The 19,631-nt window shown below is 67.1% G+C and carries 17 protein-coding genes and 1 pseudogene; 15 read left to right on the top strand and 3 right to left on the bottom strand.

Annotated elements, in window-relative coordinates:
• Positions 1-110: 110 nt before the first annotated feature.
• Together AC0Z6F_RS06160 and AC0Z6F_RS06155 are read right to left on the bottom strand one after the other, a co-directional pair.
• Positions 111-590 (bottom strand): DM13 domain-containing protein, encoded by a 480-nt coding sequence (locus tag AC0Z6F_RS06160; protein WP_485617259.1) that lies wholly within the window; start codon positions 588-590, stop codon positions 111-113.
• Positions 591-948: 358 nt separating this feature from the next.
• On the bottom strand, positions 949-1,725 hold the full coding sequence (locus AC0Z6F_RS06155) for an NRDE family protein (RefSeq protein WP_100434041.1): 777 nt from the start codon (positions 1,723-1,725) through the stop codon (positions 949-951).
• 323 nt (positions 1,726-2,048) lie between these two features.
• On the opposite strand from AC0Z6F_RS06155, the gene mraZ reads away from it, so the two are divergent.
• From mraZ to lpxC, 15 genes and pseudogenes are all read left to right on the top strand, one after another.
• A complete protein-coding gene (gene mraZ, locus AC0Z6F_RS06150) occupies positions 2,049-2,495 on the top strand; it encodes a division/cell wall cluster transcriptional repressor MraZ (RefSeq protein WP_004143635.1) in 447 nt (148 codons plus the stop codon).
• A 14-nt stretch (positions 2,496-2,509) separates the two neighbouring features.
• Positions 2,510-3,478 carry a 16S rRNA (cytosine(1402)-N(4))-methyltransferase RsmH gene (gene rsmH / locus AC0Z6F_RS06145; protein WP_100434042.1) on the top strand — a complete coding sequence of 323 codons (969 nt, stop codon included), beginning with the start codon at positions 2,510-2,512 and terminating at the stop codon, positions 3,476-3,478.
• Positions 3,475-3,738 (top strand): cell division protein FtsL, encoded by a 264-nt coding sequence (gene ftsL / locus AC0Z6F_RS06140; protein ID WP_005412242.1) that lies wholly within the window; start codon positions 3,475-3,477, stop codon positions 3,736-3,738. Before rsmH ends, ftsL begins: the two co-directional genes overlap by 4 nt.
• The gene (locus AC0Z6F_RS06135) at positions 3,735-5,579 is read left to right on the top strand and encodes a peptidoglycan D,D-transpeptidase FtsI family protein (RefSeq protein WP_004143647.1); all 1,845 of its coding nucleotides are present in this window, start codon (positions 3,735-3,737) and stop codon (positions 5,577-5,579) included. Before ftsL ends, AC0Z6F_RS06135 begins: the two co-directional genes overlap by 4 nt.
• A complete protein-coding gene (locus AC0Z6F_RS06130; RefSeq protein WP_100434043.1) occupies positions 5,576-7,084 on the top strand; it encodes a UDP-N-acetylmuramoyl-L-alanyl-D-glutamate--2,6-diaminopimelate ligase in 1,509 nt (502 codons plus the stop codon). The genes AC0Z6F_RS06135 and AC0Z6F_RS06130 overlap by 4 nt, the downstream gene beginning before the upstream one ends.
• Positions 7,081-8,475 (top strand): UDP-N-acetylmuramoyl-tripeptide--D-alanyl-D-alanine ligase, encoded by a 1,395-nt coding sequence (locus AC0Z6F_RS06125; RefSeq protein ID WP_004143653.1) that lies wholly within the window; start codon positions 7,081-7,083, stop codon positions 8,473-8,475. Before AC0Z6F_RS06130 ends, AC0Z6F_RS06125 begins: the two co-directional genes overlap by 4 nt.
• Complete coding sequence (mraY, locus tag AC0Z6F_RS06120; RefSeq protein WP_004143659.1) at positions 8,465-9,550, top strand: phospho-N-acetylmuramoyl-pentapeptide-transferase; 1,086 nt, start codon at positions 8,465-8,467, stop codon at positions 9,548-9,550. Before AC0Z6F_RS06125 ends, mraY begins: the two co-directional genes overlap by 11 nt.
• Before the next feature lies 1 nt (position 9,551).
• A complete protein-coding gene (ftsW, locus tag AC0Z6F_RS06115; protein WP_004143661.1) occupies positions 9,552-10,877 on the top strand; it encodes a putative lipid II flippase FtsW in 1,326 nt (441 codons plus the stop codon).
• A complete protein-coding gene (gene murG, locus AC0Z6F_RS06110) occupies positions 10,874-11,962 on the top strand; it encodes an undecaprenyldiphospho-muramoylpentapeptide beta-N-acetylglucosaminyltransferase (protein WP_004143663.1) in 1,089 nt (362 codons plus the stop codon). The genes ftsW and murG overlap by 4 nt, the downstream gene beginning before the upstream one ends.
• A gap of 40 nt (positions 11,963-12,002) precedes the next feature.
• Positions 12,003-13,439, top strand: a complete 1,437-nt coding sequence (gene murC / locus AC0Z6F_RS06105; protein ID WP_012510048.1) for a UDP-N-acetylmuramate--L-alanine ligase — start codon at positions 12,003-12,005, stop codon at positions 13,437-13,439.
• Entirely contained in the window at positions 13,436-14,398 is a 963-nt protein-coding gene (locus AC0Z6F_RS06100; RefSeq protein ID WP_065722776.1) for a D-alanine--D-alanine ligase, read from the top strand. Before murC ends, AC0Z6F_RS06100 begins: the two co-directional genes overlap by 4 nt.
• Positions 14,395-15,072 (top strand): annotated as a pseudogene (locus AC0Z6F_RS06095) (cell division protein FtsQ/DivIB); the annotation flags it as partial. The gene AC0Z6F_RS06100 and the pseudogene AC0Z6F_RS06095, both read left to right, overlap by 4 nt.
• Positions 15,073-15,140: 68 nt before the next feature.
• Complete coding sequence (gene ftsA, locus AC0Z6F_RS06090) at positions 15,141-16,376, top strand: cell division protein FtsA (protein ID WP_005408083.1); 1,236 nt, start codon at positions 15,141-15,143, stop codon at positions 16,374-16,376.
• Positions 16,377-16,546: 170 nt separating this feature from the next.
• Positions 16,547-17,782: a cell division protein FtsZ gene (gene ftsZ / locus AC0Z6F_RS06085; RefSeq protein WP_004143720.1), complete on the top strand. Its 1,236-nt coding sequence runs from the start codon at positions 16,547-16,549 to the stop codon at positions 17,780-17,782.
• A gap of 193 nt (positions 17,783-17,975) precedes the next feature.
• Entirely contained in the window at positions 17,976-18,887 is a 912-nt protein-coding gene (gene lpxC / locus AC0Z6F_RS06080; RefSeq protein WP_004143722.1) for a UDP-3-O-acyl-N-acetylglucosamine deacetylase, read from the top strand.
• 282 nt (positions 18,888-19,169) lie between these two features.
• Here the strand turns inward: lpxC and AC0Z6F_RS06075 are convergent, their stop codons facing one another.
• Complete coding sequence (locus AC0Z6F_RS06075) at positions 19,170-19,619, bottom strand: DciA family protein (protein ID WP_485617260.1); 450 nt, start codon at positions 19,617-19,619, stop codon at positions 19,170-19,172.
• Between the last annotated feature and the right edge of the window lie 12 nt (positions 19,620-19,631).

Raw genomic sequence — 19,631 nt, 5'->3', positions numbered from 1 at the left:
GCGTGAACCGCGCATCGGTAGTGCCGGCCGCTGGTCGGCAGCGTCACGATGCCTGCAGGGCGGACAGAGTGCCGGCCAGCGGCCGGCACTACCTCGACGCCGCGTGTTCCTCAACCCGGCGTGCGGTACTGCCCGGCGGAGATGAACTGCGAGAAGCGCTCGCACCACACCACGACCGTGGTGTAGTCGTCCACGTCCACGTTGTCGGGCACGTCCACCAGGAAACGGCTGAAGGATTTCACCTCGCCGATGCGCTGCGCCTGTGCCTTGATCTTCAGGAAGTCGGCCTTGTTGTCGACGAAGTCGCGAACCAGGTACACCTTGTAGTCCGGGCCCGGCCCCATCTTGCCGTCGAAGGCGACCTGGCGCGGGCTGACGCTGACTTTGCCTTCCGCCCAATGCACTGCATCGCTGCCCTTGAGGTCGCGGCGAAAGGTGGTGCGGTAGGGGGCATCAGTCATGGCGGCCTGCACCTGTGCGACCGGCGGGTCATCGGGGGCAATCAGGATCGGCAGGAAGTACACCCCCAGGCCGAAGCCAAGGCCGAGGGTGAGCAGGTGGGTGACGATCAGGATGAGGATGCGGCGCATGGGGCCTCCATGGGGGTTGCGGTCGATCGCGCGGCGGGGTGCCGGGCGCCACCACCCTGGGAGGTCAGGGGCGACATTTATAGACACAGTGCCGATTGCGAAAAGGGCACAGTGGGCGGACTGCGACGCCGGAGCCCCTGTGGCGTGGGCGGATCGCGGTCGCGGTTGGAAGCTGAATGACGTTTCGAGCCCGTTGCGATGACGACTGCCGTCGCGTGGATCGCGACAACGCGATGCCCGGTAGTGCCGGCCGCCGGCCGGCAGCTTCATGGCGCATCCAAAGATCCAGAGGTTGCCGGCCAGCGGCCGGCACTACCCTGCTGGAAAGGAATTCCCGCCAGCGGCCGGCACGACCCGGTCAGAAAATGACGTGACTCTGTCCGTTGGCTGCGCCCTGTGGGCCGAAGCGGCGCTCGTGGATCTCGCCATGGCCGTCGGCGTCGATCAGCAGTACGGTGCTGGCACGGGTGCCGTAGTCGTCGCCGCGGATGAAGGCCGGGCTCAGCCAGCGCTCGCGCTCCAGGCCGATGCCGGTGTCGGGCAGGTCGCTGTCGGCGGGGCGGTGCTCGTCAGCCAGGGCATCCCAGAGTGGGGTCAAATCCCTTTCCCCCTGGGAAAGGGGGCTGCCCCCGTCTTCCTGCAGCCAGTGTTCAAGGGCGGCCATCAACCTGCGGGTCTTCGGCCAGGGCGCGTCCAGCGCACCGTTGGACATGCCATGCACGCCCGGGCCCAGGCTCTGCCGCTCGGCGGGGTGGTTGCCCAGGAACTCCAGGCTGTGGCCGTCGGCCAGCAACAGGTTGAACGGCGCGTAGGCGCCGGCCACCGTTCCCAATCGGTCGATATGCACGGCGGCCGGGTCGCGGCCGCGCAGGAAGTCGGCCACCAGCGCGCCCCGTGAAGGACCGGTCTGGGCGGCCAGCGGATCACGCACATTGGTGACCACTGCCATCCGGCCTGCGGCACCGACGCCGGCCCAGCCACCACCGGAGCGCAGGTCGCGCCCCCCGATGACGGAGGTCTCATCTTGCCAGGGGGCCAGCGCCGCCGTCGGGCGGGCGTGGAACTCATCACGGTTGCCGGTCATCACCAGCCGCCAGCGCGGGTGGTGCATCCAGCCAAGAGCGAGCAGGCACATGGCCTCATTGTGCACGGTTTGCGCAGTCTGGCGCCGCTTCCAGCCCGTTTTGGATGAATGCGCGGCCGATGTTTCACGCGCTGTCCACAGCCCTGAACTTCCGTTCAATCTCAAAAATTGAGACGGATCAGCAACTTGTGGATAAGCCTTGAACAATTCTCTAAAGGTTGTTGCAAGCCATTGATGTGGCTGGCGATTTCCCCGCTGAAAAGTTGTTGACAACCCTTCGGCCGCTGCTAAGGTGGGCATCAGAGGGAAATCCGGGTGTTTTGTGGGTTTTCGTGGTTCAATGTTTCACCGGGCGAAGGATAGGTGCACGCGTCGTGTTCCAGGGCGAGACGGCCATCACAGTTGACGATAAAGGGCGCATGGCGGTTCCCACCGCTTACCGCGACCTCGTCGCGCGCGCCAGCAACAACCGTCTCGTGCTGACCTACAACCCGTTCGAAGCCGGCTGCCTGTGGCTGTACGCAGAGTCGGAATGGGAGCGGGTCCGCGACGACGTGATGTCCAAGCCCAACACCCAGCGCGTCGTGCGCCTGTTGCAGCAGAAGCTGGTCGGCTCGGCCGCCCATCTTGAGCTGGACGGCAACGGTCGCATCAGCATCCCCGCCAGCCACCGCGGTGCGGTGGGCATTGAGAAGAAGGCGGTATTGCTCGGTATGGGCGACAAGTTCGAATTGTGGAGCGAGCAGGCGCATCGGGCCCTGATCCAGCAGACATTGTCTGACGAGGATCTGGGTGATGGGTTGCTCGACCTGAAGTTGTGAGCCGGGGTGCCCGGATGCGCCCAGAAGCGCAGGCCGGTCACCTTCCGGTGTCGCAGTCGCCGGCGGTGCACCTGCCGGTCCTGTACACCCAGGTCCTTGAAGGCCTGAGGGTGATCGAAAACGGACGTTATCTGGATGGCACGTTCGGTCGTGGCGGTCATGCACGTGGCGTGCTCACCCAGCTCGGTCCCGAGGGGCGCCTGCTGGTCATGGACAAGGATCCGGAAGCCATCGCCGTAGCCGAGCGCGATTTCGCGCCGGACCCGCGCGTGTCCATCTTCCGTGGCAGCTTTGCCCAGCTGCTGCAGTGGGATGCGACGGCTGAAGGCCTGGACGGCGTGCTGTTCGACCTGGGCGTGTCGTCGCCGCAGCTGGACGTGGCCGAACGTGGCTTCAGCTTCGGCAAGGACGGCCCGCTGGACATGCGCATGGATCCGGACAGCGGTGAAAGTGCAGCGCAGTGGATCAACCGCGTTGAAGAACGCGAGATTGCCGACGTGCTGTGGACCTACGGCGAAGAGCGCCAGAGCCGCCGTATCGCCCGTGCCATCGTCGCCCGCCGCGAGAAGCAGCCGTTCTCCCGTACCGCCGAACTGGCCGAGTTGATCGCCTCGGTGATGCCGCGCGGAAAAGACAAGATCCACCCGGCCACGCGCAGCTTCCAGGCCATCCGCATCCACATCAACCGCGAGCTGGCCGACCTGGAAGCCGGGCTTGATGCGGCCGTGGAACGGCTCAAGCCCGGCGGCCGCCTGGCGATCATCAGCTTCCACTCGCTGGAAGACCGCATCGTCAAGCAGTACATGAACCGCCTGGCCAAGGCGCCGCCGGCCAACCGCCGCCTGCCCGAGGCGGAGGTGTTCGTACCGACGCTGGATCTGATCGGCGGTGCCATCAAGGCCACCGACGAAGAACTGGCGGCCAACCCGCGTGCCCGCAGCGCCGTGCTGCGCGTGGCCCAGAAGCGGGAGGCCGATGCATGAGCCGGCTGCTGCTGATCATCCTGTTGGCCTCGACCGTGGCCTCGGCGATCGGCGTCGTGTTCGTGCGTCACCGTCACCGGCAGACGTTCATCGAGCTGTCGCGCGCCGAGCGCAAGCGCGATGACATCAATCTGGAATTCGGTCGTCTGCAGCTGGAACAGGCAACGCTGGCCGAAGCCAACCGTGTGGATCGCATCGCCCGCGAGAAGCTCGGCATGAAGTTCCCCGAGGCCGCCGACATCGTGGTGGTGCGCCCATGAGCAAGACCGGCCGCAACCGCCCGCGCAACGCCTTCAACCTGCGCCAGCGCCTGCGCTGGGTGGCGTTGGCGCTCGGCCTGTGTTCGGTGTCGCTGGTGGGCCGTGCGGCCTACGTGCAGATCATCAACAGCGATTTCTACCAGCGCCAGGGCGAGGCCCGCTACCTGCGCGAGCTGCCGATCAAGACCTCGCGCGGCATGATCACCGACCGCAACGGCGAGCCGTTGGCGGTATCGACCCCGGTCGCCTCGATCTGGGTCAATCCGCAGGACCTGCTGCGTTCGCCCGAGCGCATCCCTGAGCTGGCCCAGGCAGTCGGCATGTCGGTGGACGAGCTGAGCAGCCGCCTGTCGCAGAAGTCGGACAAGGAATTCATGTACCTGCGTCGCCGGATCAATCCGGACGAGGCAGAGAAGGTGGTCGCGCTGAAGATTCCAGGCGTGGCCGCGCAGCGCGAGTTCCGTCGCTTCTACCCGCAGGGTGAGGCGATGGCGCACGTGCTGGGTTTCACCAACATCGACGACCGCGGCCAGGAAGGCCTGGAGTTGGCATTCGACGAATGGCTGCGTGGCAAGGCCGGCGCCAAGCGGGTGATCCGCAACCGCAAGGGCGAGACCGTCGAGAGCGATCTGCTGCGCGCCGCCGAACCGGGCAAGGACCTGACCCTCAGCATCGACCGCCGCATCCAGTACCTGGCGTTCAAGGAACTGCGCAACGCGCTGGTGGCCAACAAGGCGGCCGGCGGTTCGATGGTGATCATGGACGTGACCACCGGCGAGATCCTGGCCATGGTCAACCTGCCGACCTACAACCCGAATTCGGTGGGTGGCGCGGCCCCGGATACCCGCCGCAACCGCGCGGTGACCGACCTGGTCGAGCCGGGTTCGACGATGAAGCCGCTGACCATCGCCACCGCGCTGCAGGCCGGTGCGGTGACCAAGGACACCGTCATCGACACCAATCCGGGCTACATGCAGGTGGCCCGCTTCACCATCCGCGACGTGCCGCGCAACAACGGCGTGCTGAACGTGACCGGTGTGATCACCCGCAGTTCCAACATCGGTGCGGCCAAGGTGGCGGCGAAGATGCCGGACCAGGTGTTCTACGACGGCGTGCGCCGCTTCGGCTACGGCTCGGTGCCGCACAGCGGTTTCCCGGGTGAATCCGGTGGTGTGGTGCGACGCCCTGCGAACTGGGACGGTGCCACCAAGACCACCATGTCCTACGGCTATGGCCTGAACGTGACGCCGCTGCAGATCGCCACCGCCTATTCGGCGTTGGCCAACGGCGGCAAGCTGATCGCGCCGACCTTCGTCAAAGGCCAGCGCAACGAGGCGCATCAGATCATCGACGAGAGCGTCGCCAGGCAGGTTGTGGCGATGATGGAAACGGTGGTCACCCAGGGTGGTGCCAAGCAGGCAGCGGTGCTGGGCTACCGCGTGGCCGGCAAGACCGGTACCGCGCGCAAGACCGGTCCTGGCGGTTACGAGCGCGGCCACTACAACGCGCTGTTTGCCGGCGTGGTGCCGGCCACCAACCCGCGTTTTGCCACCGTCATCGTCATCAACGACCCGCAGGCCGGCAAGTTCTACGGTGGCCTGGTATCGGCGCCGGTCTACCACAACGTGATGGAAGGCACCCTGCGCCTGATGGACGTGCCGCTGGACGACCTGCAGTCGTGGCTGGCCGCACAGCAGTCCGGCAAGGTCGGCCATTCGGCCTCGATCCTGCCGGCGCCACCGGCCGAGGCCGCGCTGCCGGTCGATGCCGCCGCTGAATTCGATGCTGCGCTGCCCAGCGCGCATGCCCAGACGCCGCCCGCTACGGGAGGCACGCAATGAGTCCTTCGATGTTGCTTTCGCAGTTGCTTCCGGACGTTGCTCTTGCAGGGCACGACCCCGTTCTGACCGGCCTGGTGCTGGACAGCCGCGCCGTGCGCCCCGGCAATGCCTTCGTCGCCATCGCCGGTTTCGGCGCGCATGGCCTGGGCTTTGTCGAGCAGGCCCGTGCGGCGGGCGCCGGCGCCATCCTGTTCGAACCGCCGGCACCGGCCGAGCTGCCGGCACCGGCTGATGCAATCGCCGTGCCGGGCCTGCGCGCGCGCATGGGTGCGATGGCCGACCAGTTCCATGGCGCACCGTCGCGGGCGATGGCGATGGTCGGCGTGACCGGCACCAACGGCAAGACCTCCACCGTGCAGCTGCTGGCCCAGGCCTGGCACCTGCTCGGAACGCCCAGTGGCAGTATCGGCACGTTGGGCGCCGGACTTTATGGTGCGGTTGAACCGACCGGTTTCACCACGCCGCTGGTGCTGCAGATGCATGCGCTGCTGGCGCAGCTGCGTGACGCCGGCGCGCGCGCGGTGGCGATGGAAGTCAGCTCGCATGCGCTGGACCAGGGCCGCGTGGATGCGGTGCACTACGACGTGGCGGTGTTCACCAACCTCACCCGCGATCACCTGGACTACCACGGCGACATGGCCAGCTACGGCGCGGCCAAGGCGCGGTTGTTCCATCGTCCGGGCCTGAAGGCCGCTGTGATCAATCTTGACGACGCATTCGGTCGCCAGCTGTTCGCCGGCCTGCCGGCGGGCGTGCAGCCGATCGGCCTGAGCTCGCGCGGTGCCACCGATGCCAGCGTGCGCGCCGAGGCGCTGCAACTGGACGGCCGTGGCATTGCCTTCGAACTGGCCATCGACGGCCAGCGCGCGGCGGTGCAGTCGCCTTTGCTGGGCCGCTTCAATGTGGACAACCTGCTGGCCGTGGCCGGTACCCTGCATGCGCAGGGCCAGCCGCTGGCGCGCATTGCCGAGGTGCTGTCGGCGCTGCAGCCGATCCGCGGCCGCATGAACCGCCTCGGTGGCGAGGATGGCCTGCCGACCGTGGTGGTGGATTACGCCCACACCCCGGACGCACTGGAACAGGCGCTGGACAGCCTGCATGGCCACCTGCAGGGCACGCTGTTCTGCGTGTTCGGCTGCGGTGGCGAGCGTGATACCGGCAAGCGCCCGCAGATGGCCGCGATCGCCGAGCGCCTGGCCAACCAGGTCATCGTTACCGACGACAATCCGCGTGGCGAAGATGGCGACGTGATCGTGGCCGACATCCTGGCCGGATTTACCGATGCCTCCGCCGTGACCGTGCAGCGCAGCCGCGCGCGTGCGATCGGCCTGGCGGTGAAGCGCGCCAATGCAGGCGACATCATCCTGATTGCCGGCAAGGGCCACGAGCCGTACCAGGAAGTGAATGGCGTGCGCCATGACTTCGATGACACCGAAGTGGCTGCGGCTGCACTGGCGGCCAAGGCCGGTGTGCTGGCGGCCCAGGCCGGGGAGGGCATCGCATGAAGCGCACCCTGCTTTCGCTGATCGCACACTGGGCCGGCGGCGAGATCCACGGTGATGACGTCGCCATCGATGCGGTCAGCAATGACACCCGCAATCTCGGCCCGGGCAGCCTGTATGTGGCGCTGCGCGGCGAGCGTTTCGATGGCCATGACTTTGCCGCCGACGCGCAGGCGCGCGGTGCCAGCGCGCTGCTGGTCGAGCGCCTGCTGCCGATCGAACTGCCGCAGGTGCTGGTGGCCGACAGCGAACTGGCGCTGGCGAAGATCGCCACCGGCATGCAGCGTGACCGTGATACCGAGGTGTTCGCGATCACCGGCAGCAACGGCAAGACCAGCGTGAAGAGCCTGCTGCTGTCGATCCTGCAGCAGGTGGCCCGTCATGCGCACAAGGTGGTCTACGCCAACCCGGGCAACCGCAACAACGAGATCGGCCTGCCGCTGGCGGTGATCGATGCCCCGGAAGATGCCGACTACGCTGTCTACGAGATGGGCGCGGGCAAGCCGGGTGACATCGCCTACCTGACCGATATCGCCCGCCCGCGTTATGCGCTGGTCAACAACATCGCCCCGGCACACCTGGAGCGGATGGGCAGCCTGCTCGGCGTCGCCGTCACCAAGGGCGCGATCTATGCCGCGCTGCCCGCCGATGGTGTAGCCGTGATCAACGTCGACGATGCCTACGGCCGCTGGTTCGAACAGCATTTCGTCGGCACCCCGGCGCGCTGCCGCGTACTGCGCTATGGGCTGGAGCACACCGCCGATGTCACCGCGCGTGATATCCGCGCCGGTGCGCAGGGCAGCCAGTTCACCTTGGTGTCGCCGATGGGCGAAGCCCGCGTGGTGCTGGGTCTGCCGGGCCGCCACAACGTCAGCAACGCGCTGGCCGCGGCCAGCCTGGCACTGGCCGCCGGTATCGAGCTGGCGCTGGTCGCAGCCGGCCTGGCCGATGCGCAGCCGGTGCCGGGCCGTCAGATCGCGCATCAGCTGCACAACGGTGCGGTGCTGGTGGACGACAGCTACAACGCCAACCCGGGTTCGCTGGCTGCGGCCATCGATGCCCTGGCGGCGGCTCCGGAAGAAGGCTGGCTGGTGCTTGGCGACATGCGCGAGCTGGGCCCGGATGCCGAAGCGCTGCATGCGCAGGCCGGCCTGCGCGCCCGCGCGGCTGGCCTGAAGCGCCTGTATGCGCTGGGTCCGCTCAGCGCCGCTGCCGCCACCGCCTTCGGCGAAGGCGGCCGTCATTTCGCCACCCATGACGCGCTGTCGCAGGCGCTGAAGGACGAGCTGCACGCTGGCGTGCGCTGCCTGGTCAAGGGTTCCCGTGGCAGCGCCATGGACACGATTGTCAAAGCGCTGCTGGCGCAAGGAGAGGAATCCCCGCATGTTGTATGAACTGGCTCGATGGTTGCAGCAGTTGGAGAGCCTGTTCGGGCTGTTCAACTACCAGACGTTCCGCGCCATCCTTGCCGCGTTGACGGCCCTGTTCCTGTCGCTGTGGCTCGGCCCGGCGATGATCCGCAAGCTTGCCCAGTTCAAGGGCGGCCAGCCGATCCGCAAGGACGGTCCGCAGACCCATTTCTCCAAGGCCGGTACGCCGACCATGGGCGGTTCGCTGATCCTGCTCACCATCACCCTGTCGGTGCTGATGTGGGCCGACCTGCGTAACCGCTACGTGTGGCTGGTGCTGGCGGTCATGCTGTGCTTCGGCGCCATCGGCTGGTACGACGACTGGATCAAGATCGTCCGCCGCGACCCGAACGGCCTGAAGTCGCGCTGGAAGTACCTGCTGCAGTCGATCTTCGGCCTGGCCGCTGGTCTGTTCCTGTTCTATACGGCCGATGTGCCGGCGGCGCTGACCTTCTATATCCCGATGTTCAAGTCGGTGGCGCTGCCGCTGGCCGGCATCGGCTTCGTGACCATCGCCTACTTCTGGATCGTCGGCTTCTCCAACGCGGTGAACCTGACCGACGGCCTGGACGGCCTGGCGATCATGCCGACGGTGCTGGTGGCCTGCGCGCTGGGCGTGTTCGCCTATGCCTCGGGCAACGTGGTGTTCGCCAACTACCTGCAGATCCCGCAGATCCCGGGCGCCGGTGAGCTGGTCATCATCTGCGCGGCCATCGCTGGCGCAGGCCTGGGCTTCCTGTGGTTCAACACCTATCCGGCGATGGTGTTCATGGGCGACATCGGCGCACTGGCGCTGGGTGCGGTGCTGGGCACGATCGCGGTGATCACCCGCCAGGAGCTGGTGCTGGTGATCATGGGCGGCGTGTTCGTCATCGAAACGCTGTCGGTGATGATCCAGGTCGCCTCGTTCAAGCTGACCGGCAAGCGCGTGTTCCGCATGGCGCCGATCCATCACCACTTCGAACTGAAGGGCTGGCCCGAGCCGCGCGTGATCGTGCGCTTCTGGATCATCTCCGTCGTGCTCGTGCTGATCGGCCTGGCCACGTTGAAGGTGCGCTGAGATGAACGACCTGTCCCGCCAGGCAACACGCCTTGAAGCCATCGAAGGCAGCTACGACAAGTGGCTGCTGGGCGCGATCATCGCGCTCACGGGCATCGGCGTGGTGATGGTGGCGTCCAGCTCGATCGCCCTGATGAGCAGCCCGTTCTACTACCTCAACCGCCACCTGATCTTCCTGGCGGTAGGCATCGTGCTGGCGGTCGTTGCCGCCCGCACCGAGCTGAAGTCCATCGAGCAGTACAACCAGATGCTGCTGCTGGGCTGCTTCGTGCTGCTGCTGGCGGTGTTCGCGCCGGGCCTGGGCAGCACCGTCAACGGCGCGCGCCGCTGGATCAACCTGGGCATCTCCAAGTTCCAGACGGTCGAAGCGGTGAAGGTGCTCTACATCGTCTGGCTGTCCAGCTACCTGGTGCGCTTCCGCGACGAGGTCAACGCGACCTGGCCGGCGATGCTCAAGCCGCTGGGCGTGGCCGGTGCGCTGGTGCTGTTGCTGCTGCTGCAGCCGGACTTCGGTTCGTCCACCCTGCTGCTGGCGATCACCGCCGGCATGCTGGTGCTGGGCGGGGTGAACATGCCGCGCATGTCGATGCCGGTGATCATCGGCCTGGTCGGCATGAGCGCGCTGGCGATCATCGAGCCGTACCGCATGCGCCGCATCACCTCCTTCCTCGACCCGTGGGCCGACCAGCAGGGCGACGGCTACCAGCTGTCCAACGCGCTGATGGCCGTGGGCCGCGGCGAGTGGACCGGCGTTGGCCTGGGCAACTCGGTGCAGAAGCTGTACTACCTGCCGGAAGCACATACCGACTTCATCTTCTCGGTCACCGCCGAGGAGTTCGGCTTCCTTGGCACCTGCGTGATCGTGGCCCTGTACGCGCTGCTGGTCGGCCGCACCTTCTGGCTGGGCATGCGCTGCGTGGAAATGAAGCGTCACTTCTCCGGCTACATTGCCTTCGGCATCGGCCTGTGGATCAGCATGCAGACCTTCGTCTCGATCGGCGTGAACCTGGGCATCCTGCCGACCAAGGGCCTGACCCTGCCGCTGATCTCCTCCGGCGGTTCGTCGGTGCTGATGACCTGCGTGGCGATGGGCCTGCTGCTGCGCGTGTCCTATGAACTCAAGCGTGCCGAGCGTCGCCAGGCCGTGCGTATCGGTGGTGGCGACGAGGCCGTGGCCGATGCGCCCGTGGACGCGCCGGCCGCACCGGCTGCGGCCAGCGTGCCGATGAGCGCCGAACCGGTGGCCGCCGCTGCCGGGCCGGCCGCCGCACGTGGCACCAGCCGCCTGCAGTCGCGCATCGAACCGACCTTCGGGAGGCTGTCATGAGCGCAGCCACCCATAGCGTGCGCCCGGTGATGATCCTGGCCGGTGGCACCGGCGGTCACATCTTCCCCGGCCTGGCCGTGGCCCGCGTGCTGCGCGAGCGTGGCGTGCCGGTCACCTGGATGGGCGCCGATGGTGCGATGGAAACCCGTCTGGTGCCGCAGCACGACATTCCGATCGACACCCTGGCCATCACCGGCCTGCGCGGCAAGGGCAAGCTGGCCCTGCTCGGTGCACCGTGGCGGTTGATGCGCGCGCTGCGCGCCGCCGGCATGATCATCCGCAAGCGCCAGCCGCGCGCGGTGATTGCCTTCGGTGGCTTTGCCTCCGGTCCGGGCGGCATGGCCACGCGCCTGCACGGGCTGCCGTTGATCGTGCATGAGCAGAACCGTGCGCCGGGCCTGACCAACCGCATCCTGTCGCGTTATGCGCGCCGCCTGTTGACCGGTTTCCCGGGCACCTTCGCCAAGCGCGAGGAGTTCATCGGCAACCCGGTGCGTGCCGAAATCGCCGCCATCGCACCGCCGGAACAGCGCTTCGCCGACCGCCAGGGTCCGCTGCGCGTGCTGGTGGTCGGTGGCAGCCAGGGCGCGCGTGCGCTCAACACCGGCGTGCCGCAGGCCATCGCTGCGCTGGGTGCCACGGTGCCGGTGCAGGTACGCCACCAGAGTGGCGAAAAAATGCATGCCGAAGCGGTCGAGGCATATGCCAAGGCCGGCGTGCAGGCTGAAATCACGCCGTTCATCGCCGACATGGCCGAGGCCTTTGCCTGGGCCGATCTGGTGGTGTGCCGTGCCGGCGCTTCCACTCTGGCCGAGCTGTGCGCGGTCGGTGTCGGCAGCGTGCTGGTGCCATTCCCCGCCGCCGTCGACGATCACCAGACCCGCAACGCGGAGTACCTGGTCGAGCGCGGCGCGGCGGTTTTGCTGAAGCAGGACGGAACGCTGGCTGACGGCATTGCCGCACTGCTGCGCGATCTGTCCGAAAATCCCGCCCGCCGCATGCAGATGGCGCAAGCCGCGCGTGCCCTGGCCAAGGTCGATGCCGCCGAGCGCATCGCCGATATCATTCTCGAGGAAGCTGTATGAAGAAGGCATGCCACCGCGCCTGCCCTGCGCGAGGCCGCGCATGATCCGCCGCCTGCACGACACCAACGACCTGGTGCGCGCGTTCCCGCGCGTGCATTTCGTCGGCATCGGCGGCACCGGCATGAGCGGTATCGCTGAAGTGATGCTGACGCTGGGCTATGAAGTGTCCGGCTCGGACAACGCCGACAACGTGGCGACCCGCCGCCTGGCCAGCCTGGGTGCGCGCATCATGCGCGGCCATTCCGCTGCCAACGTGCTGGGCACCGACTGCGTGGTGGTCTCCAGTGCCATCCGCGAAGACAACCCGGAACTGATGGAAGCGCGCAGCCAGCGCATTCCGATCATGCCGCGTGCGGCGATGCTGGCCGAGCTGATGCGCTTCCGCCGCGGCATCGCGGTGGCCGGTACCCATGGCAAGACCACCACCACCAGCCTCACCGCTGCGGTGCTGAGCGAAGGTGGGCTGGACCCGACCTTCGTGATCGGTGGCCAGCTGCTGGCCGCCGGTGCCAACGCCAAGCTGGGTGGTGGCCAGTGGCTGGTGGCCGAGGCCGACGAAAGCGATGGCAGCTTCCTGCGCCTGAATCCGCTGATGTCGATCATCACCAACATTGATGCGGATCATCTGGAAAACTACGGCAACGACTTCGCCCGCGTGCAGGCGGCGTTCGCCGAGTTCCTGCAGCGCCTGCCGTTCTACGGCCTGGCGGTGCTGTGCATCGATGATCCGGAAGTGGCGGCACTGGCCGCCAAGACCCCGCGCCACGTGATGAGCTACGGCATGAGCCCGCAGGCCGACGTACGCGCCGAGAACGTGGTGCAGGAAGGTTCGCGCATGCGCTTCACCCTGCGCCTGCCGCAGGGCACCAGCCAGGAAGTGGTGCTGGCGCTGCCGGGCAAGCACAACGTACTCAACGCGCTGGCCGCCGCTGCGGTGGGCTGGCAGCTGGGCGTGGCGCCGGACGCGATCGCGCGTGCGCTGGAAGGTTTCGCCGGTGTTGGCCGTCGCTTCAACGATCTGGGCGAAGTGACCACCGCCAGCGGTGCCAAGGTCCGCATCATCGACGACTACGGTCATCACCCGAGCGAGCTGGAGGCGGTGTTCGCCGCCGCCCGTGGTGGCTGGGCTGACAAGCGTCTGGTGGTGGCCTTCCAGCCGCACCGCTACAGCCGTACCCGCGACCAGTTCGACAAGTTCGCCGCGGTGCTGTCCAGCGTCGATGCACTGGTGCTGAGCGAGGTCTACCCGGCCGGCGAGGAACCGATTGCCGGTGCCGATTCGCATGCGCTGGCCCGCGCCATCCGCGCGCGCGGCCGCAGCGAACCGGTGGTGGTGGGCAAGGCCGCCGAGCTGGCCAGCGTGCTGCCGGACGTGCTGCAGGACGGTGACCTGCTGCTGATGATGGGCGCCGGCGACATCGGTGCCGTAGCCACCCATATCGCGGTGGAAGGCTTCAAGGGGGAGGGCGAGGCGTGAGCACGCTGACCTTCCCGCCGCTGCGCGTGACCGACCCGGCCGTGTTCGGTCGCGTCGCCGTGCTGCTGGGCGGCAGTTCCAGCGAACGCGAGGTGTCGCTGGATTCCGGCAGCAACGTGCTCGAAGCCCTGCAGTCGCGTGGCGTCGATGCGTTCGCCGTGGACGGCATCCCGGCGCTGGCCAAGGCGCTCGCCGCCGGCGGCATCGACCGTGTGTTCAACATCCTGCACGGCCACAACGGTGGCGGTGAGGACGGCATCGTACAGGGCTTGATGGACGCCTTCGGCGTGCCGTATACCGGCTCGAACGTGCTGGGTTCGGCGCTGAGCATGGACAAGATCCGCACCAAGCAGGTGTGGCTGTCGCTGGGCCTGCCGACCCCGCAGTACCGCAAGGTCACTGCCGAGGACGTGCACGCCAATGCCGCCGCGCTGGGCTTGCCGGTGGTGGTGAAGCCGGCCAACGAAGGCTCCAGCGTGGGCATCAGCCGGGTCACCGATGACGCCGGCCTGGACGAAGCGGTGGCCCTGGCCGCGCGCTACGACGGCCAGCTGCTGATGGAACAGATGGTGGTCGGCGACGAACTGACCGTGGCCATCCTCGGCGATGTCGCGCTGCCGTCGATCCGCATCGTGCCCAAGGGCCAGTGGTACGACTACAACGCCAAGTACATCGCCGAAGACACCCAGTACCTGTGCCCGGGCCTGGACGGGGATGCCGAAGATGAAATCCGCCGCATTGCGCTGGCTGCATTCCGTGCTGCCGGCTGCCGTGGCTGGGGCCGCGTGGACGTGATGCGCGACCGCGACAGCGGCCGCTTCTTCCTGCTGGAAGTGAACACCGCGCCGGGCATGACCAGCCATTCGCTGGTGCCCAAGGCCGCACGCCAGGCCGGCATCGGTTTCGAGGAACTGGTGTGGCGCGTGCTGGAACAGACCCTGGAGGCATCGCACGCATGAACGCGCTGCTGCGCATCTTCGTCTGGCTGTTGGCCTTGTCGGTGGTTGCTCTGCCGGTGGTGGCCGTGGTCAATGGCTGGGTCGGCGCAGAGCGCTGGCCGCTGGCGAAGCTGCGCGTGCACGGTGAGTTCAAGCGGGTGCCGGCCGAGCAGTTGCAGCAGGTGCTGATGCCTTATGCGCGATCTGGTTTCTTCGCAGTCAAGCTGCAGGACGCGCAGGACGCGCTGGAAAAGCTGCCGTGGGTGGAAAGCGCGCGGGTGCGCAAGCAGTGGCCGGATGTGCTGGAAGTGACTCTGGTCGAGCACAAGCCGTTCGCGCGCTGGGGCAACGATCGCCTGGTTTCCGAGCAGGGCAAGCTGTTCCCCACGCCGAAGAAACTGGCCGACCTGGCGCTGCCCGAACTGGACGGCCCGGACAGCCAGACCGAAGAAGTGATGAAGCTGTACAGCGACTCGCGTGCATTGTTCGCACCGGCCGGCGTCGACGTGCGCCGGGTGACGATGGATGCGCGCGGCAGCTGGTCGCTGGTGCTCAGCAATGGCACCGAAGTGGTGGTCGGCCGCGATGACGCGCGCTCGCGCATGCAGCGCTTCGTCAAGGTGCTGCCGCAGCTCAATCGTCAGGACGCGCCGATCGAGCGCGCCGACCTCCGTTACACCAATGGTTTCACGCTGAGCTGGGGTACCCCGGCCACGTCGGCGAAAACGCCGGCGACCCCGGCCAGAAGCACGCAGGAAAGAACATGAATCGCAAGGGTGACAAATCGCTGATCGTTGGCCTGGACATCGGCACCTCCAAGGTGGTGGCGCTGGTGGGTGAGTATTCGCCGGGCAATCCGATCGAAGTGATCGGTATCGGCTCGCATGAATCGCGTGGGCTCAAGCGCGGCGTGGTGGTGGACATCGAATCGACCGTGCAGTCGATCCAGCGCGCGGTGGAAGAAGCCGAGCTGATGGCCGGCTGCGAGATCCGCTCGGTGTATGCCTCGATCTCCGGCAACCACGTGCAGTGCAAGAACTCGCCCGGCATCGTGCCGATCCGCGACGGCGAAGTGACCTGGGGCGACCTGGATCGCGTGCTCGATGCGGCCAAGGCGGTGGCGATCCCGGCCGACCAGAAGATCCTGCACGCGATTCCGCGCGAGTACGTGCTGGACGATTCGCAGGAAGGCATCCGCAACCCGGTCGGCATGACCGGCGTGCGCCTGGAAGTGCATGCACACCTGGTGGTGTGCGCGCAGTCGGCCGCGGCCAACATCAGCAAGTGCGTGCAGCGCTGCGGCCTGCAGGTGGACGACCTGGTGCTGTCCTCGCTGGCCTCCAGCGTGGCGGTGCTGACCGCCGACGAGCGCGAGCTGGGCGTGGTGCTGGTCGACATGGGCGCCGGCACCACCGACATCGCGGTGTTCGTGCAGGGTGCGATCTGCCATACCGCCTCGCTGCCGATCGCCGGCGACCACGTCACCAACGACATCGCGCACATGCTGCGCACGCCGACCCCGGAAGCCGAGCAGATCAAGGTGCGCTACGCCTGCGCCCTGGCCCAGCTGGCCACCGCCGAGGAAAGCATCCAGGTGCCGTCGGTGGGCGATCGTCCGCCGCGCCGCATGCCGCGCCACTCGCTGGCGCAGGCCGTGCAGGGCCGCTACGAGGAAATCTTCGAGATGGTGCAGGCCGAACTGCGCCGCTCCGGCTTCGAGGAACTGGTGCGCGCCGGCATGGTGCTGACCGGTGGTGCGTCGAAGATGGAAGGCGTGGTCGAGCTGGCCGAGGAAATGCTGCAGATGCCGGTGCGCGTGGGCATCCCGCAGCACGTCACCGGCCTCGGTGAAGTGGTCGGCAACCCCGTGCACGCCACCGGCGTGGGCCTGCTGCTGATGGGCAGCCAGATCGAGCACCCGCGCCGGCCGTCGCTGCCGACCGGGCGTGCGGGAAGCATGTTCAAGAAACTCAAGACGTGGTTCCGCGGCGAGTTCTGACGCGGAACCGGTAAACCCCGGCATCGCCCGGGCGCAACACCTGCAGTACCCGCAACACAACGCAGCACCGGCAACACACAACCCACACAGCCGCAACGCCGGCATGCAGCAGGAAGGCAGGACGCCCGAATGCCCATGCCAGCCGAAGCGGATACAACGAGGACACGGACATGGCGCATTTTGAACTGATCGAAAAGATGGCACCCAATGCGGTGATCAAGGTGGTTGGCGTGGGCGGCGGCGGCGGCAATGCCGTGGCGCACATGGTCAACTCGGCGGTGGATGGCGTGGAATTCATCACGGCCAACACCGACTCGCAGGCCATCAAGAATTGCGGTGCCAAGCTGCAGCTGCAGCTGGGTACCAACGTGACCAAGGGCCTGGGCGCAGGCGCGAACCCGGAAGTCGGCCGCCAGGCTGCTCTGGAAGATCGTGAGCGCATCATGGACGCGCTGCAGGGTGCGGACATGGTGTTCATCACCGCCGGCATGGGCGGCGGCACCGGCACCGGTGCGGCGCCGGTGGTGGCACAGCTGGCCAAGGAAATGGGCATCCTGACCGTGGCCGTGGTCACCAAGCCGTTCCCGTTCGAAGGCCGTCGCCGCATGCAGGTCGCGCTGAAGGGCATCGAAGAACTGAGCCAGCACTGCGACTCGCTGATCACCATCCCGAACGAGAAGCTGATCACCGTGCTGGGTCGCAACGCGACCATGATCCAGGCCTTCCGTGCCGCCAACGACGTGCTGCAGGGCGCCGTGCAGGGCATCGCCGACCTGATCGTGCGTCCGGGCCTGATCAACGTCGACTTTGCCGACGTGCGCACCGTCATGTCCGAAATGGGCCTGGCAATGATGGGTACCGGTACCGCCCGCGGCGATGACCGCGCGCAGGCCGCTGCCGAATCGGCGATCCAGAACCCGCTGCTGGACGACGTGAACCTGGCCGGTGCCAACGGCATCCTGGTCAACATCACCGCCGGCGCCGACTTCACCATGGCCGAGTTCGACGAGATCGGCCGCACCATCGACGGCTTCGCTTCCGAAGACGCCACCGTGGTGGTCGGTACCGTGCTCGACCCGGACATGCAGGATGAAGTGCGCGTGACCGTGGTCGCCACCGGCCTGAACCGCGTCTCGGCCAGCAAGTCCCAGCGTCCGGGCGAACGTGCGCCGATCAAGCTGGTCCGCAACGCCACCACCGGCCAGCCGGAGTTCGGCGAGTTCGACAATGGCGGCGACGCCGTGTCGAAGGCGGTGGGTGGCATGGGCCTGGGCCTGCGTCGCGCCAGCAGCGATACCGCGGCAGCCTCCGCTCCGTCGGCCCCGGCCGCTTCGGCCCCGGCTGCGGCGGAACTGCCGAACGATTACCTGGACATCCCGGCCTTCCTGCGCCGCCAGGCGGACTAAGCGGGGCGGCCCGGGGCTTGTCCTCCCCGGGTTGCGCCACCATGTCCTGAAAACGCGGGCGCCGGGCCAGGATGGGCCCGGCCGCCCTGCTTCACGCGCGTCCTACCGGCGCGCCGGTGTGTCCTGCCGGCGTTTCAGTCGGGGTAGGGGACCCTGCGTGTTAATCTAATGTGTCACTTCCGGTCCACCCCCCATGATCCAGCAACGCACCCTCAAGAACACGATCCGCGCCACCGGCGTTGGCCTGCACAGCGGTGACAAGGTCTACATGACCCTGCGCCCGGCACCGGTCAACCATGGAATCGTGTTCCGCCGCGTGGACCTGGACCCGGTGGTGGAAGTGCCGGCCAAGGCCGAACTGGTCACCGAAGTGACCCTGTGCACCGGCCTGACCTGCAACGACGCCAAGATCCAGACCGTCGAACACCTGATGTCGGCGTTGGCCGGCCTGGGTGTGGACAACATCATCGTCGAACTGTCTTCGGCCGAGCTGCCGATCATGGACGGTTCGGCCGGTCCCTTCGTGTTCCTGCTGCAGTCGGCAGGCATCGTGGAACAGGATGCGCCCAAGCGCTTCATCCGCGTGCTGAAGACCGTGGAAGTGACCGAAGGCGACAAGGTGGCCCGCTTCACCCCGTATGAGGGCTACAAGCTGGGCTTCACCATCCAGTTCGACCACCCGATGATCCCGGCCAAGCAGTCGCGCCAGGAAATCGAGTTCTCGACGCTGGCCTACACCAAGGAAATCTCCCGCGCGCGCACCTTCGGCTTCATGCGCGACCTGGAGTACATGCGCGAGCGCAACCTGGGCCTGGGCGGTTCGATGGACAACGCCATCGTGCTGGATGAGTTCCGCGTGCTCAACGAAGACGGCCTGCGCTATGCCGACGAATTCGTGCGCCACAAGATCCTCGATGCGATCGGCGACCTCTATCTGGCCGGTGGCCAGGTGCTGGGCGCCTACGAGGGCTTCAAGTCCGGCCACGCGCTCAACAACAAGCTGGTGCGGGCGCTGATGGCCGATGCCACCGCCTGGGAGTGGGTCAGCTTCGACTCGCCGGCCACCCCGGACCCGGTCGAGTATGCGACGCCGGCTTACGCCTGATTCGCATAAGTTTTTGAATTAAAAGAAAAAAGCGCCGCCTTCAAGGGCGGCGTTGTCGTTTCAGACGCATGCCGCGCATTCAGCGCGCTTGAGGCGCGTCAAGGCCGGTTCGAGGTCACGGTTTTGTGAACCTGTTGGATCGGAAGCCTGAATTTAACGCAGTTTTAACAACAATCTAACGACAGGGCTCCGGATGGCAGCTAGGATGCGACCCGGCCCCCGAAATGTTTCACGCCGTGGTGACACGCGCGACGGGGAGTGGAGCCGGATGCTCCGCTGTCATCAGGACCGCTTCTTCTGCTTCGAAGGAACGTCCTGCAGGCAAGCCAAGGCGTCGCGTAGCCCTTTGTGCGTGGCGGCTGAAACTGCGTGGGGTCCATTCCGGTTGTCGAGCGCTGGGGAGCGCGTGGGAGTGGAGGACGCAGTCTTGATGGTCACCTTGGTGGCCTTCAGCCCGATGGACCGGGCCGCGTCGAGCAACTGGGCTTCGGCAAGCCGCAACTTGGCATGCCAGACCGGGGATTCGACGAGAAAAACGAGGTGTTCCCCGTCCACATTGGCCAGCCGGCAACGGCTGCGCAGAGGTGGCGGCAACTGGGGGCGCAACTGACGGTCCAGCGCGTCGAGCCACAAGGCACGCCGCAGCGGGTTCCCGCTTTTGTCAGCCATCACCGCATCCAGCGCCGGTTTCGGCTTGGAGGCGGGGCGAACGCTGGATTTCGGCTCAGACATGAAAACTCACTG

The sequence above is a fragment of the Stenotrophomonas sp. 1L-E-5-B-C3 genome, assembly GCF_057292075.1.
Note: the sequence above shows the minus strand (reverse complement) of the source record. Positions and strands in the feature narration are given on the sequence as shown.

Coding starts and splice junctions, on each gene's coding strand:
- AC0Z6F_RS06160 (WP_485617259.1), bottom strand. CDS start 590: ATGCGCCGCATCCTCATCCTGATCGTCACCCACCTGCTCACCCTCGGC.
- AC0Z6F_RS06155 (WP_100434041.1), bottom strand. CDS start 1,725: ATGTGCCTGCTCGCTCTTGGCTGGATGCACCACCCGCGCTGGCGGCTG.
- rsmH (WP_100434042.1), top strand. CDS start 2,510: ATGCGCCCAGAAGCGCAGGCCGGTCACCTTCCGGTGTCGCAGTCGCCG.
- ftsL (WP_005412242.1), top strand. CDS start 3,475: ATGAGCCGGCTGCTGCTGATCATCCTGTTGGCCTCGACCGTGGCCTCG.
- AC0Z6F_RS06135 (WP_004143647.1), top strand. CDS start 3,735: ATGAGCAAGACCGGCCGCAACCGCCCGCGCAACGCCTTCAACCTGCGC.
- AC0Z6F_RS06130 (WP_100434043.1), top strand. CDS start 5,576: ATGAGTCCTTCGATGTTGCTTTCGCAGTTGCTTCCGGACGTTGCTCTT.
- AC0Z6F_RS06125 (WP_004143653.1), top strand. CDS start 7,081: ATGAAGCGCACCCTGCTTTCGCTGATCGCACACTGGGCCGGCGGCGAG.
- mraY (WP_004143659.1), top strand. CDS start 8,465: ATGTTGTATGAACTGGCTCGATGGTTGCAGCAGTTGGAGAGCCTGTTC.
- ftsW (WP_004143661.1), top strand. CDS start 9,552: ATGAACGACCTGTCCCGCCAGGCAACACGCCTTGAAGCCATCGAAGGC.
- murG (WP_004143663.1), top strand. CDS start 10,874: ATGAGCGCAGCCACCCATAGCGTGCGCCCGGTGATGATCCTGGCCGGT.
- murC (WP_012510048.1), top strand. CDS start 12,003: ATGATCCGCCGCCTGCACGACACCAACGACCTGGTGCGCGCGTTCCCG.
- ftsA (WP_005408083.1), top strand. CDS start 15,141: ATGAATCGCAAGGGTGACAAATCGCTGATCGTTGGCCTGGACATCGGC.
- ftsZ (WP_004143720.1), top strand. CDS start 16,547: ATGGCGCATTTTGAACTGATCGAAAAGATGGCACCCAATGCGGTGATC.
- lpxC (WP_004143722.1), top strand. CDS start 17,976: ATGATCCAGCAACGCACCCTCAAGAACACGATCCGCGCCACCGGCGTT.
- AC0Z6F_RS06075 (WP_485617260.1), bottom strand. CDS start 19,619: ATGTCTGAGCCGAAATCCAGCGTTCGCCCCGCCTCCAAGCCGAAACCG.